This window comes from Colwellia hornerae (assembly GCF_007954355.1).
GTDB lineage: Bacteria > Pseudomonadota > Gammaproteobacteria > Enterobacterales > Alteromonadaceae > Colwellia_A > Colwellia_A hornerae.
Genome location: NZ_VOLR01000035.1, coordinates 1 through 16,191 on the forward strand (window position 1 = coordinate 1; position 16,191 = coordinate 16,191).

Sequence of the window (16,191 nt, forward strand, 5' to 3'; positions counted from 1 at the left end):
TTTGTTTAACTCAGTATTATGTTTATTCATGCTCTGCTTTTGGGATAGATAGTGGTTTGGCGATTACTATCAGATCAAATTCAGAGCATGTTTTCAATTGTTTTATTCCTTAAGATCCAACCTATGAATACTTATAAGCTGAAATTAGGACATGGCGAAGCTTTAGAAAAAGATAAGAAAATCATCAGTGATGCGGCTAAAAAAGAAAATTGGCCATATAATTGGTTATGGTATGACAGAGTAAATGGCACGCTCGAAATGAGTCTGGCTATTCCTTACATGAATTATGGAGCTATGGCGCCACCGGAAATTAAGTTTAGTAAGTTACTAGCAAAACATTTAGATAGTCCCAAAAAAGCTAAAAAAGTACTGCAAAGATGGTCATCACACTTTGATGAGATTTCTTACAACATTTACATATTACGTGAAGATTTATCGATGTAAGATATTTGATGACTAAGCACCTAAAAAATGCGTATAAAGTGAATAAAAAAGCGTCTTTAGTAACAACTAAAGGCGCTTTTTATTTTATAAAGACTCTTTATTTCACTGTAGTAGAGCTTACTGTATTAGAGCTTAATAACGGCCATCTTATCCTGAGACATATCATGCATAGTGTAAGCTATGCCTCCGGTATTATATCCTGAGTGTTTACGCCCAGCAAAAGGCATCCAATCAACCCGAAAAGCAGTATGGTCGTTGACCATTACAGCTGTAGCGTCTAATTCCTGAATCGCTTTCATCGCGACATCAAGATTTTTGGTAAACACCGACGCCTGAAAAGCATAATCTAACGAATTAGCCTGAGCAATAGCTTGGTCAATATCATCGTAGCCGTAGACACAAATTACTGGACCAAAAACTTCCATCTTTGAAACTTTTGCATCGACTGGTGGTTCAAGCAGCACGGTTGGCGCATAGGTTGTATCACCCAAGCGTTTACCGCCGGTAACAAGTGTTGCGCCCGCAGCTACCGCTTCATTAACCCACTCTTCAACACGGTCGACTTCTTTGGGACGAATTAATGGCCCACATTCGGTTGTTTCATCAATAGCGTTACCGACAACAAGCTTTTCAGCGCCAGCAGCTAGCATTTTTGCAATAGCTTCAGCTTTATCGCGAGGCGCAAAAATACGTTGTACAGAAACACATACTTGCCCCGAATGATAAAAACCACCTTTGAGCAAACTCGGCATCATTGCTGCAATATCGGCACTTTCTTCGATAATAACCGGGGCAACACCGCCATGCTCTAATGCACAACGTGTTCCTGGCGCTAATTTAGAGCGTAACATCCAACCAATTTTGGCTGAACCAATAAAACTAAAAAAGGCGACGCGAGGATCGGTGATCATTCTTTCACACGTTGAGGTCTCACAGGTGATAAACCGACACCACTGAGGTGGTAGCCCTGCTTCGTGCATAATATCAACGAACACCTGACAAGATAATGGTGTATCTCGAGCCGGCTTAACTAACACCGGACAACCAGCAGCTATCGCTGGAGCCACTTGATGAACAATTAAATTTAATGGGTGATTAAATGCTGAAACAGCAACCACAACTCCAATAGGCTCTTTACTGGTAAAGGCAATTCGCCCCGCTCCGGCTTCAGTTAAATCCATCGGTATTTGTTTACCCGTTAATGCCGATATTTCTTTTGCACAAAGCTCGACACCATCAATAGCTCTAGCCACTTCGACACGAGCGTCGACCAGTGGTTTGCCACCTTCACTTGCGATAAGTAACGCTAATTCATCAGCTCGTTGTGAGATTAACACCGCCGCTTTTTTCAGAATACTTATCCGCTTAAAGGCAGGGAGCCATTGTTTACGATCTTTGAAGAGTTGCTGGGCAGTCTCTAAATATTCATCAATTTTATCCCACGTTACCGTTGGAACTGACCCTACGTAAGTTTGGTCATAAGGGTTAACCACATCGAGTGTTTCAGCGGTATTATTTTTGTCTAAGTCGGCCATAATCTGCTCTTTATTAAGTTAAAAAATGCTTGCTGACAAGCGATATTAAAATAAAAGGTTTATATTAAACAAACCTTTGCTGCCAATTCATCAATCAATACCTTTTGATTCTCAGAGTAATCAACGGGTAGTTCAACAAGATGAACACCTCCCGTTGAGAATGCTTTTTCATAGGTAGCAATGATATCTTCAGCAGAAGTAACTCGGTGCCCGGTTGCGCCGTAACTTTCTGCGTATTTAACAAAATCAGGGTTATTAAATTCCAAGCCCCAATCTGCAAAGCCAGAGCTGGCTTGCTTCCAGCGGATCATTCCATAAGAGTTATCGTTTAATACTGTGATCACTAGGTTCAAACCTAGACGAATTGCTGTTTCGAGTTCTTGTGAGTTCATCATAAAACCGCCATCGCCGCATATTGCCATCACGCGTCGGTCAGGGTTTAACATTGCTGCCATCATACCTGATGGCAAACCAGCGCCCATTGTAGCAAGGGCATTATCGAGTAATACCGTATTAGGTTGATAAGCTTTATAATTACGGGCAAACCAAAGTTTGTACATACCGTTATCTAAAGCGATAATATCTTTTTCACCCATGACTTTTCGAATGTCGGCAACAAAGCGCTGAGGAATAATCGGAAAGCGATTATCATCAGCTCCTTCTTCCAAATGCTCATCTATGGCGAGTTTTACCTTATCAAAATAGCTTCTATCAAACTTTACTTCTCCCGCTAACTTATTTTTCAAAGCAGTCACAGACGCCGCGAGATCACCAATAATTTCTGATTGTGGAAAATAAACTTGATCAACTTTCGCAGACTTATAGTTAACATGAATAACTTTTTTACCCCCTTGTTCCATAAAAAATGGCGGTTTTTCAATAACATCATGTCCAATATTAATAATTAAATCTGCACGTTCAATCGCACAATGTAAATAATCACCCGATGATAACGCTGCAGTGCCTAAAAAGAGACTTGAGCGTTCATCAACAACGCCTTTACCCATTTGTGTGTCAAAAAAGGGAATACGCGTTGTATGAACAAGATCACACATCGCCTCTCGAACATTTTGACGATTTGCACCCGCTCCAATAAGTATTAACGGCATTTTAGCCGCCTTTATTAACGTAACCGCCTCTTCTAGTGCCACATCATTAGGACCTGCATAGTGACGTTTATGAGGTGTCATGACCCCAGCCGTACAATCTTCTGCAGCAATATCTTCAGGCAACTCTAATAACACAGCACCGGGACGCTCTTCTTCACTGAGGCGAAAAGCTTCGCGCACTAATGAGGGAATCGTATTACCATGGACAATTTGTTTAGACATTTTACAAATAGGGTCAAACAAGCCAACCACATCAATAATTTGGAACTGGCCTTGCTTAGATTTTTTAATTGGCTTTTGTCCGGTGATCATAATTAAAGGCATGCCACCTAAGTGAGCATAAGCGGCGGGTGTTGCCAAATTTGTTGCGCCTGGCCCTAGTGTTGCCATACAAACACCCGCTTTATTAGTTAAGCGTCCATAAGTTGCCGCCATAAACCCGGCACCTTGTTCATGGCGAGTTAACACTAATTTTATCGGCGACTTGCGAAGGGACTCAAGCATATCAAGGTTTTCTTCGCCGGGCACAGCAAAGATATGATCTACCCCTTCGGCTACTAATGCTTGCACAAATAAATCGGATGCTTTTATTTTGTCATTTTCACTCATAGTTTTCCCTCATTAGTTTGTACAAAAAAGTTTATAAAATTTTACCCAACTACCCTACCATCAAAGGGACTTAAAAGTACCGGCGCTATTTTTATCTCCACTACTTTATCGATGACGACCGCCATAAATAAAACAGCGTTGGTAAAACTAGCAATGTTAAAATAACCGCGTTCAACATACCGCCAACCATAGGTGTAGCAATACGACTCATCACTTCAGAGCCCGTACCTGTGTCATATAAAATAGGGAGTAAACCAACAATAATAGCGGCAGCAGTCATCATTACCGGACCAACACACATCCCAGCGCCATGCAAAAAGGCCTGTAGCACATCATCTTTTTTTGTGACAATACCTTCTAAGCGGTGTTCATTGAGCATCACTGGGTAAGTTTGGGGCAACTTGGCTTAAATACGCAAGGACTCTTGAACGTACCCAGTAAAAATCGGTATCTTCATCGAAAATAACATAAACGTAAAAGTCGCCAACGGGCTGCTAATGAGATAGAGGAGTTTTAAAATTTTATCCGATGTCATTAACAACATATGATAACCTTTCCATATTAGTTGTTTATTAAATTTTAGCGCTAACGGCTAATTCTAATTCAGTTAATAGCGCTTGCTCGTTAACAACATGAATTAAAGGGACTAGGGTATTGAATGACATTGATAAACAATTTACCGTGCATGTTTGTAGCTCTGCATTGTAGAGAATATAATCCCAATAAAACTGATGAGTCACTGCAATATGTTCGATGTCTCCATCATTTTCTTGCTTAAACAAGATATCTTCTTTAGCTTGGCTCACTTTACTAAATACTGCTTTCATTGAGGATCGTTTTTCAACTTGCTCTTCATCTAAAAAAAGCGTCAGCAAATTAACATTACGTTTAGTGTTTAAAACATTAAACCTTTCGGTTTTTTTAAACCAGACAAGTGCTTGTTCTAGATCTTGCTCCATGTGTAAACCATACATCATATTATAAGCAAGCTGATACATTGCGGCGGGCTCACGATCTCTGGCAGCTCTGATCAGTAACTTGTTGGCCAAGGGTATATTTATTTCACGACCATGACCTCTATAATTCATTATTGCCATTGATAGGTTTGCCAAAGACGAACCTTGCCTAGCATATGTCTTAAAAAAGTTATATTCCATTTTGCAATCTCGCTCGCAATAACTGTAGTTTATTGCTGATTCTGCATTGGCATTAAATAAAAAATAGCCAATTAAAAACGCCCCCACTAGTTTGATGTTTATCATCTTATTCCTTTATATAATTTAAACAACGTTGTACAGAACCAGATTTAAATCATGGTTTAAATCTGAATAAATTGACTACAACAATACCATTAATAAATTAATTTCATCAAAAAACTTTGCGTACTTGCTATGGATGATTTGAGTGTCTGCTTAGGAACATCTTAGACGACTACCGACTTGTTTATTTAATATTTATTAGCGAACCCTCAATTTTTACCACCTTTCCGAACGTAATATTAAGCTAAGTTAGTCTATCAGTAATGATAATTCATTATTAGTCTCAATCTTAATAACCTCTTTAAAGTCAAGCAGTCATGCCAATTACTCTAAAGACAACCATACCTGAATTTCTTATTGCAAACCGTTGTTAAGCAGGGGTAACAGGTAAAATTCTGACACTCCACTATAATAAGGCTTTGCGACATGACGTTTATTTACATCTATCCACTAAGTAGGCAACTTATGAGCATCAGCGATCAAAGTACCAATCGACTAGACGCTATCGACCTAGTTCGCGGTTTTGCTGTGGTGCTAATGGCAATCGATCATGTTAGAGATTTTTTTTATTATGCCAGCACAACTAACGACCCCATGGCAACCGGCTCAATTGAATTTGATTTATTCTTTACACGTTTTATCACCCATTTTTGCGCCCCAACTTTTATATTTTTAGCCGGTACCTCAGCAGGTTTAATGGCATTACGCAAAAGTAAGCATGATTTGGCTCAACATCTAATAAAACGCGGGCTTTGGTTAATCTTCGTTGAGGTCGTTATTATCTCTTTCGGCTGGACTTTTTCTCCTTTTGGTATTCCTGAAATAGGCGGTGCTACTTTAATTATCATGCAAGTTATTTGGGCGATAGGTGCTTCAATGATTATTTTAGGGATATTACAATATTTACCGGTCAAACTAGTATTAGCAATGAGTATCACTATCATATTAGGTCATAACCTTTTGGATAACACTTGGCCAAAACCAGGAAATGGCGGTTTTGATGTTGCACCTTTATGGGTAGCTTTACACGCACAATCTTCTGTTATCCTAGCAAAGCTCCACCTATTTTTTGTCTATCCATTACTGCCTTGGATTGGTGTGATGGCATTAGGGTTTAGCACCGCAAGGGTATTTTCGCTTGCGCCAGGCATCCGTAAAAAGTCATTACTGATAGTGGGAATAAGCCTGTGTACTACCTTTATGATATTACGTTTATTTAATCTTTATGGTGAGCCCATAGCCTGGATTAGCAACACTGAGTCATGGCTGCAAACCACGATGAATTTTATGAATGTCAGTAAATATCCACCTTCGTTGTTGTTTTTATGTATGACTTTAGGCCCCTGTTTTATCTTGCTTGCCTTGGCTGAAAACTGTAAAGGAAAACTCGCTCAGATACTGACTATATTCGGGCGCACACCGTTTCTGTTTTATGTTGCACATATTTACCTCATTCACTTACTAGCATCACTCACCGGTATAGTTCTGGGTCATAATCCTGAGAAAATGATAGGATCTTTTATTTTCTACCCAGAAGATTGGGGATTTAGTTTACCGATAGTGTACATCGTATGGTTAGCCGTGCTATTAATGCTTTATCCTCTGTGTGCATGGTTTGCCAAAATAAAAAAAACAGCTAAAAATTGGTGGCTAAGCTATTTATGAGCTGCAGATACAACCGCGACTTTTGTTACATTTGGCTTAAAGGGGCTTATCCAAAAACGCGATAAAAAATGAACCTGGCCCTAACAGAAATGTTGTCTGAGCTTAATCAATTTTCAACCGCAAAAAACAAAATAATAGCGCCAACGATACCCGCAATTAAAGAGCCAAAAAGAATACCTAGTTTAGCTTGTTCAATCAATGCCGACTGCCCTTGAAATGCTAATGCCGATATAAACAATGACATAGTAAAACCGACCCCAGCCAAGAAACCTATGCCTATAATATGAGATATTTTTATGCCTGATGGCAGCCTTACCACACCCAATTTTAAACCTAACCACGCAAAAAAACTTATACCAACACCTTTCCCCAGAACTAACGCAAATATAATTGCCAGTGTCACGACTGTATCGTTAAAGTCAGGAAGACCCCTTGGTAACATTACCCCCGCATTTAAAAAAGCAAATAAGGGTAAAATAATCAGACTAACCGGTTTATCGAGTGTATATCCCCAGCGTAATATCGGCGCTGTAGTTTGCTTAGCGATATCTTCGGCTTTAACAGCAAGCGCATGTTGTTGTTCATTTTCAATGATGGGGGAATCAGGGGTGTCCACTTCCTGAAAGTCTTTGATGACCTTTTTCATTTTACGACGAAACCATACTTTATTAGCATAAGGCCTTGTTGGCACCATCATCGCGGCTAAAAGCCCAGCGGTTGTTGCATGTACACCTGACTGCAGAATAAACCACCACAGAAAAATGCCAGCCGTTAAGTAAAATATAGGTTTTCTTAGGCCAATAATATTTATAAGAAACATCACAAATAGTGTCAGACTCGCCCAAAGAAGTGACTGAACATCGATGTGTTCGGTATAGAAAAAACCAATAACCGCTACCGCACCCATATCATCTACAATCGCTAAACCGGTCAATAAAATATAGGCTGCACGTGGCGCTTTAGCCCCTAAAAGTGTAAGAATGCCAATAGCGAATGCGGTGTCGGTTGCCATAGGTACACCCCATCCTTGATAAGCCTCGGAGCCACTAGACCAAATAATGATTATATAAATAAGTGCAGGAAGTACCATACCCCCCAATGCCATAACGATGACTAATGAAGCATCTTTTAAATCGCTAAGTGCCCCGACCAAACATTCATATTTTATCTCTAAACCTAAAATGAAAAAAAACAGTACCATTAAGCCGTCATTGACCCAGTAATGTATAGAGTGACTTATTTGCCAATCCCCCAAAGACAAGGTTAATTTCAGCGCACTTATCGCTTCATAACTCTGCTCCCATCCTAAGTTAACCATAAGGATGGCTGCTATTGCTGAGATAAGTAGTACGATGCCTGCTACAATCTGACTATCAATAAATGATTGCACAGATAAAGAAAATTTCAAAAAACCACGTTCTAAAGGTGCATGCTCTCTACTTTCTTCTTTTATTTTATAAATCATAACCTTCCTCATCGATCATAGTCGCTAAATGTAGACTTTAAACCTTACGATTTAGATTAGTACACTATCCATTATTATAATGGATAATTATAACACCACAAAAATAAAATCGTTTAAAAACAGAATAAAACTACGACCTCATTAATAATGATAAATATTTATGATTTGTGAACCATGGGTATACTTAGTAGTCTAATTAGTTTGATGGGTTCTAATACTATCTACACCTGATAATAAAAATGATTTATTGAGTCTGATAGGTACGCATATTAAATCTAATTTATAAATAAGGAAAAAGTAATGTTAGTTAATTTTAACGCGTTAAGCGATAGTACTATTCATGCGCTAGATGGTGATATTGGACAAATTAAGGATGTGTATTTTGATGATAGATATTGGACGATAAGGTTTTTAGTGGTTGATATTAAGCCATGGGTGCCTTTAAGTAAAAAAACCTTGATAAGCCCCATCGCATTACTTGAATTTGATGCAGAAATACAATTACTTAATCTATCTATTACAAGAGATAAGGTTAAAAACAGCCCTCAAATTGAAGAGCACGAAACTGTTTCTCGCCAATTTGAAAGAAGCTACTTTGACTATTATGCCTACGGATACTATTGGGTTGGACCCGGAACATGGGGAGAATATGCCTATCCAATGGCGTTGGACAGCCGACATACCTTACTAAAAGATAGCGAGAAAATTGATGATACACAAACAACTAATCATCTTCGTTCAGCTAAAGAAATCATTCATTATGGTATAGATGCTGTAGATGGAAAAAAAGGCTATATCAAAGACTTAATATGGGATACCTATAATTGGACACTGCGTTATCTTGTTGTTGATACGCGTGATTGGTTGCCCGGCGGTAAAAAAGTACTTATTTCACCTGAACAACTAGCATCTTTAAATTGGCAAGATAAAACAGTTACCTGTACTCTTGATTTAGAGCAAATCAAATCATGCCCGCAATACCAGATAGAAAAATTGAATGATGCTGGTTACCTTAAAGAGGTTAACGCTCAACTAATGTTTAATAAATAATCCAATTCAATAGACTCTGTTCGACCTTACTCTATGATTAAGGTGCGTTATACCTAAAAAAGGCTAACTAAATGCAAAAAAAAGACGACAAAAACACCGCTAATAAAAACCATAAAACCGCCTGTTTATATGGTGATGAAACAGCTAAATCATTGGCTAATTTTACCATCAGCGAATTGAAAATGCCGCGCGCTTTTCTTTGGGCACTGGGCACAATAAAAAGCGCATCTGCTCAAGCGAATCAAGCATTGGGCCTACTTGACTCAGATAAGTCTTTGGCAATTCAGTTAGCTGCCAAAGAAGTTGCTGATGGTTTTCACGATAACCAGTTCCCCATTGATGTCTTCCAAACAGGATCGGGTACCAGTACAAATATGAACGCCAATGAAGTGATTGCCTCATTAGTTAAGTTAACAAGCAATCAAACTATAAGCGTTCACCCTAATGATGATGTGAATATGGGACAAAGTTCTAACGATGTGATCCCCTCTTGTATCCACTTAAGTGCAGCAAAACTTATCGCTGAACAGTTATTACCCTCGCTGGAACACTTACGTAACACCTTAGACGACAAAGCCAGTGAACATCATGGCACTATAAAAACAGGCCGTACTCATTTAATGGATGCAATGCCATTAAGTTTTGCTCAGGAAATAAGTGCTTGGAGTGCTCAAGTGAATTATGCCTATGACCAGCTACAAAATAACTTACCAAGTTTATACAAGCTTGCCATTGGAGGCACGGCTGTAGGCACTGGAGTTAATACACACCCAAATTTTGCCGCTATGGTCACTCGCACTCTAACAGAAAAAACGGGCTTAACATTTACTCCTGCTGATAATTATTTTCGGGCAATTAGTGCGCAAGACACAGCAGTATGCATTAGCGGTATTCTTAAAACCACCGCCGTTAGTTTAAGTAAAATCAGCAATGATATTCGCTGGCTAAGCAGTGGCCCCTTAAATGGATTAAATGAAATACGATTACCTGAGTTACAAAAAGGTAGCAGCATTATGCCAGGGAAAGTGAACCCTGTGATCCCTGAAGCGGTCTTAATGGCTTGCACGCAAGTCATCGGCAATGACACAACCATTACGTTGGCAGGACAATCCGGCAACTTTCAACTTAATACTATGTTACCTTTAATCGCTCATACTTTAGTGCAAAGTATTCAACTACTGAGCTCAAGCGCTAACGCACTTGCTGATAAGGTTGTCAAAGAGATAAGCGTTAATCATGACGAGATTGAGAAAAACTTATCAAGAAATCCCATCTTAGCAACCGCGTTAACCAAGTTAATAGGCTATGAAAAAAGTGCTGAGATTGCTAAAAAAGCATACGCAGAAAAACGAACCGTAATAGATGTCGCTATCGAGTTGACCAATATAAGTGCGGTGGAGCTCACAGCACACTTAGATCCTAAACGGCTAATTGGTGGTATTAATGAAACCGAATAGTCGATAAGCTCTGCCCTCATAAAAAATAAATTGCCCTCGTGATCCTGTCAGGGTTAATCATGGGGTTTATTTTTGATTAGAAAAATTGCTTCAGTAAATATTTTACTTATTGGTAGTTTATTAATGTCCATATACCGATCTCATTATCATTATGTTGTTAATTGTACATATCAGGTTCTCATCAAGGTAAAACTTAATCAGAAAAATATAATTGAATCTACTTTATCAACAACCTAGCTAACCAATTAAGCTGGCTCAGCAGGCTTGTTCAGTAAAGTAAAAGTATATACATAACCATAAATAGCGGTAATGACTATACTGGGTGCAACCGTCAACCATAAATTAGGCGTCTGATTAATAAGGTTAACGCCAATAGCAATGGTCGATTGAATCGCGATAGGCAAAAGTGGTGCTAACAAAGTACCTGGTATAGCATTATTACTTAAATATTTAGCCGAGCGGTCTAAGGCACTTCTGAAGGTTCTGAAAATGGCGATGTTTTGTTTCGTTTTAGAAAACACTGTACAGATGATAGGCACAACAAATATTAATGAGAGATAACTTTGCCCAAATTTCGATACTGATTTTTCTAATATAAAAGTAAATAAAATAGTAATCGTACCGCTTAATGTTCCTTGCACAATTGCCGTTCTTAACACCAATGACTGATCTTCACTGACTAAACCATTCGCCCAATATGACCAAGCAAAATAAAAACAAAATGAGATCCCCGCCGAAAGAATCAGTCTTACTGTAGATGACATATATAGTTACCTTACCTGCGCTTTAGTTAATTTGTCATACTACCGCTATAGTGATGTACTCGCGATAAATATTTATTTTCAACAAGTACTTATCCATCCACTTAGATTATTAATATCGAATTTTTATCAAACATATAAAAAAACTTATACTTACAACACATCCAACGTCACCGATGAACAGGCATTTAGCTTAATATTTATCTGAAATATATCGTGTAATTCCTTTAAATTTGAACACTAATATTTGAGTTATACCGGACTTCAACTAAGCTTATAGACTGTAGTGTAGTGTTTCAGTACAACAATGATGAATTGGCAAGAACATAGTTATTATTAGAAAAACAGGCATACGTTTTATTGAAGTCACTGGTATGAGGTAGTGTTTATCTGTTTTTATAAGTTTGTTCAAAAATACAATACAAACAAATAATTAAAGAGGCATTATCATGTGTAAATTATTACTAATTGCATTAGCTATTATTTTATTTACTGGCTGTAACGAACCAATCAAAACACCCCAGACTCAAACTATCACTAAAACAGCAGTGAATACTGAACAAACGAGTACAAAAAATAGCGCCGTTAACATTGAAGAAACTCAAGCACTGGTCTTGCTTAGCGGTTTACCAACATTAGGTACCACAGATAGCATCGCCATTATAGAAATGGACCCAGAGTCTGCCAATTTCGGCAAGATACTCTATGACTACCCATTACCCAAGCTTGATGCTCCGATGCATCATCTATATTACAGCCCTAATGGCCGCTTGTACGCTACCGGATTAGGCTCCCAGTGCAGTTTAGCTGAAATTAGCTTGGTCAGAAACGCAATGGCAGAACCTATAATTAATAAATTTGACTGCCTTAACACTAATGGACAAAATGTCGGTGAAGACATCATGTGGCACAGTGTTAATGGAGAGTTATATATGTTTGTCACCTTTATGGGAGGCTCTGATTTAACTCAACTTGATACGGGTACGGTTGGCGTGTTCAACCCACAAACCAACGAAGTGATAAAAATTATTGAAGCAAGAAAATCTCAAGTTGCTCAGGGACAGCCTTATATCATGTTCCCACATGGTATTTCAGCCTATGGCGATAGAATGGTTGTTACTTCATCAACGCACCCCGCCATTGCCTCCGAAGTTGGCAATACAGTCACCATCATCGACTTAAATACATTTGAACCAATAGAAACCATAGTTATTGAAGATGCAAATCCCGTAGGTTTTCCCTCGTCTCCTGTCGAAGTACTTTTTGTTCGCCCCAGTATTGTTGAGGGTGTCGAGCCTGCTATTTTGGTAAATACCTTATTTGGTTTTGAAACATGGAAAATTCCTTACAACGAGCAAACTAAAATATTTAGTACGCCTGAAAAATTATACGATGGAGCAACAGCTGGCACAGCGGTACCACTAGAGTTTTATGGCAATGAAGATGAATTATTTATTAGTCATGGTGTACCCGGTATAGTCAAACGCTATGATCTAAAACAGTTACCAAATTTAGTATCTTCAGGTGAAGATATAAAAGCAGAAAGTGGCGCACACCATATGATATTTTATAAATCAGCTGCCGGACGCAAGCTCATTGCCGTACAAAATAATCTCTTAAATTTAGGTGATGTTAAAGACAATGACCCGACCGACATAGATTTTATCGCTAAACTAAACCATCACTCACTTACCGTTCATGACCTTGTTACGGGTGAGCGGCTCGGCGAAATAAACTTTAAAGAAAAATACCAAAAAGGTATCGATAATATTGAGGCATTATTTGGCTCTGGCTTTACTCACCATCATTAACATTGATGAAAAGTGCAAAAGTAGTTGGCGTATTGATCCCTATATTTATAGCGTCAACTATTTACTACATCAATAATAAAAAACCCGCGACCCATCTTGTCGAATTCACCGCGCCATTTGTGTTTGGTCGTTTTACGGTGCCACAAAATAATCCATTAACCCAAGAGTCTGTATTACTTGGTAGAAGACTTTTTTACGATCCCTTATTATCCAGTAATAATCAAGTATCTTGTGCTACTTGTCATAAGCAGCCATTAGCGTTTACTGACGGTTTAAAAACCTCAGTAGGTGTTTCAGGAAAACCACTGGCGTTCAACTCGATGAGCCTAGTAAATTTAATGTGGGGACCAAAGCATTTTTTTTGGAATGGACGATCTCCATCTCTAGAAGATCAAGCAATACAGCCGATAGAACACTTAGATGAAATGAGCCGTAATATCGAAGATTTACTCGTTGATTTAAACAATGATGATACTTACAGAGACTTATTCAAACGAGCCTTTGGAGAAGTAAGCGCACAAGGCATAGCTAAAGCCCTAGCTAATTTTCAGCGAATGTTAATTTCATCAAATTCACGCTATGACCAATATATACGCGGTGAATTAACACTTTCATCGATTGAAGAACAGGGCCGTAAGCTTTTTATGGCACATCCTGATACTAAGGTAATATTACGTGGAGGTAATTGTATTGATTGTCACAGCCAATTTTTGACAGGTGGCTTTAGCACAATGTTTGATGGTTTTAGTAATAATGGCTTAGACGATGATCAAGCATTACAAGCGGGGTTATTTACACTGACAAACAATGAGGCACACCGAGGATTATTCAAAGCACCAACATTAAGAAACATAGCGGTTACAGCACCTTATATGCATGATGGACGCTTTACTACTTTAGAAGACGTTTTAGCCCATTACAATGGCGGCATTAAACGAAGTAAAACGTTGAGTCCATTAATTATAGAAGCTGACAATATTCCAAAAACACAAAAAAACCACATCAGCTTAAACCTCAATGATGATGAAATAATAGCGATTATTGCATTTTTGCATACGTTAACTGATAAAGAATTCTTGACTAACCCAGCTTTTTCAAATCCTTTTACGGAAGAAAATAACAATGGTTAAATATAATAAACTGACTATGATTTTGATAATATTAAGTGTCGCTATAGTCGCTATTGTTGCTGTGGACGGGTATCGGCCTTTACCTAAAGATTTAATATTACGCTTTCATCCCTATGTCGGTAATCAGCCATTAGTGTTGCATCACCAAAGCTATAAAAACCCTGGTGGAAGTGGTGATTTTTCAATAACAGACTTTCAATTATTCATCAGTAATATTACTGTTAAATATTCAACAAGCAGTATCAGTGAACTAAACAGCTATCATCTTATCAGGTTTGATGGCGGCACCAGCTTTGATCAAATCCTAATTCCAAAAATCAAAATTAAAGACATTGAAACGTTATCATTAGGTATTGGTGTCGATCCTAAAGCGAATGGCACCATCATGTTTACTGGTGACTTGGATCCAAATAGTCGCATGGCCTGGAATTGGCAAGTGGGGTATAAGTTTCTCTTGCTTGAAGGTAAGTTAACCATCGAAGATAAACAAATCCCTTTAGTCTACCATATTGGTTTCGACGAAAGTTATGCCGTACTAAATTTTGATATAACGGATGAAAAAATTTCAAATGATGGCGTGATAAACTTCAAAATAGACCTACTGCGCTTATTTCAAAAAACTAGCATTACGGGTAAAAGTCTAGCTAAAACGCCATTAAAGCAGAAGATTAACTATATAGACATGTCTGAAATTTCACAGGTGAAATTTGCCCCTGACGATGTTAAAAAAATTGCCTATGGCTTTCATCACTTTATCAATATTGTTAATATTGTTAATATTGTTAATTAGGTTAATTAGGTTACCTGCCTATAAGTGCCGTGTTTTTAATCTAGATAAGTCCGCTTGGCGATAAAATAATTAACTTTTTTCTGCGATATTAGCCAAAATTCCTATTGAAATCAGTCTGACGAATTTTTGCACTAATATGTTTGGAGAAAGATGATATGATAAGTTAAATTAATTTAACATAGCGAAGATTAGTAATGCGGATAAAATTAACTCAAGATCTAGTATGCGGCAATGACACTTTTTTAAAAGGTGAAGAATACGAGGCAATATTGATATTACCCCGTTCAACCACTGTCGAATTTATAGCTGACTCAGGTAAGAAAGTCAGAGCATTTAACTATGAATATGCGAAAGTAGCTTCTGCAACTGAAATATAGCAAGATGAGTATGATCACAGTCGCTTTTAAGACACTCAATAAAACTGCTGAGATTCATAAAGCGGCTTAGCTTAAGTTCTATCAAATGATATTAACCGCTTTCAAAACACTCAATAAACGTAGTGACCAACAAAGCAGCGTCACTACGTTTTGAAAATAAAACAACCTATATAGGTTTAATCATCTGCACCGTTTCAGGTTTAAAACCTAACGTTTGGTAGAAGCCATTTGCTTTTTTATTATTAGCGAAAACTTCCAGGTGCAATAACCGGCATCCTAAATCTTTAGACCATTTTTCAGCAAACTCAATTAAATTTTTACCAACACCTAAACCCTGTGATTGAGGTAAAACAGCCAACAGTGGTATTGTTCCACACACCTCACCAGAGATACTGTCTTTATGAGTTCTAACATGGATAAAGCCCAAAAAGACACCATTTCTTTCAGCAATGACGGTAACCTGTGGTTGTAATGAATCAGCAAGCATTTCAGAAATATAATCAAGTTGCATTTTTTGAATCACATCGTCAGAATGCCAAGATAACTGAGCTACGTCTGCGAGAACAGGTGAAAGTTCAAAAATAAACGAATGATCACTTTGCTGCGCTCTCCTAATTACTAGTTCATTAGCCATACAAATACTCGAAATATCCATTAACAATCGTTTAAATATTTAGCCATTTCCAACGACTAATATCACTAGTAATAGCTTACTATTTTAGCTCAATT

General features: G+C 38.1%; 14 protein-coding genes and 1 pseudogene. 8 read left to right on the forward strand and 7 right to left on the reverse strand.

The features are described 5' to 3' along the window. Nucleotides 1–123 precede the first annotated feature (123 nt). Complete coding sequence (locus ESZ26_RS17570; protein ID WP_146800897.1) at nt 124–444, forward strand: hypothetical protein; 321 nt, start codon at nt 124–126, stop codon at nt 442–444. 125 nt (nt 445–569) lie between these two features. On the opposite strand, the gene ESZ26_RS17575 is transcribed toward ESZ26_RS17570, so the two are convergent. The 4 genes and pseudogenes from ESZ26_RS17575 to ESZ26_RS17590 all read right to left on the reverse strand — a co-directional run bounded on the left by ESZ26_RS17575 (nt 570) and on the right by ESZ26_RS17590 (nt 4,959). Continuing rightward, the gene (locus tag ESZ26_RS17575) at nt 570–1,979 is read right to left on the reverse strand and encodes an aldehyde dehydrogenase family protein (protein ID WP_146800899.1); all 1,410 of its coding nucleotides are present in this window, start codon (nt 1,977–1,979) and stop codon (nt 570–572) included. Nucleotides 1,980–2,038: 59 nt separating this feature from the next. Beyond that, nucleotides 2,039–3,679, reverse strand: a complete 1,641-nt coding sequence (locus tag ESZ26_RS17580) for an acetolactate synthase large subunit (RefSeq protein WP_244947101.1) — start codon at nt 3,677–3,679, stop codon at nt 2,039–2,041. A 118-nt stretch (nt 3,680–3,797) separates the two neighbouring features. Beyond that, nucleotides 3,798–4,097: pseudogene (locus ESZ26_RS17585) on the reverse strand (efflux RND transporter permease subunit); the annotation flags it as partial. Nucleotides 4,098–4,269: 172 nt separating this feature from the next. Beyond that, on the reverse strand, nt 4,270–4,959 hold the full coding sequence (locus ESZ26_RS17590; protein WP_146800903.1) for a tetratricopeptide repeat protein: 690 nt from the start codon (nt 4,957–4,959) through the stop codon (nt 4,270–4,272). 462 nt (nt 4,960–5,421) lie between these two features. Here ESZ26_RS17590 and ESZ26_RS17595 point away from each other — a divergent pair, with 462 nt between their 5' ends. Then, nucleotides 5,422–6,621 carry an acetyltransferase domain-containing protein gene (locus ESZ26_RS17595; RefSeq protein WP_170246413.1) on the forward strand — a complete coding sequence of 400 codons (1,200 nt, stop codon included), beginning with the start codon at nt 5,422–5,424 and terminating at the stop codon, nt 6,619–6,621. Between the two features lie 106 nt (nt 6,622–6,727). Here ESZ26_RS17595 and nhaA read toward each other — a convergent pair whose 3' ends face one another. After that, nucleotides 6,728–8,086, reverse strand: a complete 1,359-nt coding sequence (gene nhaA / locus ESZ26_RS17600; protein ID WP_146800907.1) for a Na+/H+ antiporter NhaA — start codon at nt 8,084–8,086, stop codon at nt 6,728–6,730. 300 nt (nt 8,087–8,386) lie between these two features. Between nhaA and ESZ26_RS17605 the strand changes: the two genes are divergently transcribed. After that, entirely contained in the window at nt 8,387–9,136 is a 750-nt protein-coding gene (locus ESZ26_RS17605; RefSeq protein WP_146800909.1) for a PRC-barrel domain containing protein, read from the forward strand. Nucleotides 9,137–9,207: 71 nt separating this feature from the next. After that, nucleotides 9,208–10,593 (forward strand): class II fumarate hydratase, encoded by a 1,386-nt coding sequence (locus ESZ26_RS17610; RefSeq protein ID WP_146800911.1) that lies wholly within the window; start codon nt 9,208–9,210, stop codon nt 10,591–10,593. A gap of 245 nt (nt 10,594–10,838) precedes the next feature. On the opposite strand, the gene ESZ26_RS17615 is transcribed toward ESZ26_RS17610, so the two are convergent. Further along, the gene (locus ESZ26_RS17615) at nt 10,839–11,357 is read right to left on the reverse strand and encodes a hypothetical protein (protein WP_190278414.1); all 519 of its coding nucleotides are present in this window, start codon (nt 11,355–11,357) and stop codon (nt 10,839–10,841) included. Between the two features lie 446 nt (nt 11,358–11,803). Here ESZ26_RS17615 and ESZ26_RS17620 point away from each other — a divergent pair, with 446 nt between their 5' ends. The 4 genes from ESZ26_RS17620 (at nt 11,804) to ESZ26_RS17635 (ending at nt 15,462) form a co-directional block, all read left to right on the forward strand. Next, on the forward strand, nt 11,804–13,165 hold the full coding sequence (locus tag ESZ26_RS17620) for a YncE family protein (RefSeq protein ID WP_146800913.1): 1,362 nt from the start codon (nt 11,804–11,806) through the stop codon (nt 13,163–13,165). A gap of 5 nt (nt 13,166–13,170) precedes the next feature. Further along, nucleotides 13,171–14,295, forward strand: coding sequence for a cytochrome-c peroxidase (locus ESZ26_RS17625; protein WP_146800915.1), 1,125 nt, complete (start codon nt 13,171–13,173; stop codon nt 14,293–14,295). Further along, nucleotides 14,288–15,085: an MbnP family protein gene (locus ESZ26_RS17630; RefSeq protein WP_146800917.1), complete on the forward strand. Its 798-nt coding sequence runs from the start codon at nt 14,288–14,290 to the stop codon at nt 15,083–15,085. The genes ESZ26_RS17625 and ESZ26_RS17630 overlap by 8 nt, the downstream gene beginning before the upstream one ends. Nucleotides 15,086–15,279: 194 nt before the next feature. Further along, on the forward strand, nt 15,280–15,462 hold the full coding sequence (locus ESZ26_RS17635; RefSeq protein WP_146800919.1) for a hypothetical protein: 183 nt from the start codon (nt 15,280–15,282) through the stop codon (nt 15,460–15,462). A gap of 166 nt (nt 15,463–15,628) precedes the next feature. On the opposite strand, the gene ESZ26_RS17640 is transcribed toward ESZ26_RS17635, so the two are convergent. Further along, entirely contained in the window at nt 15,629–16,096 is a 468-nt protein-coding gene (locus tag ESZ26_RS17640; RefSeq protein WP_146800921.1) for a GNAT family N-acetyltransferase, read from the reverse strand. Nucleotides 16,097–16,191: the final 95 nt, after the last annotated feature.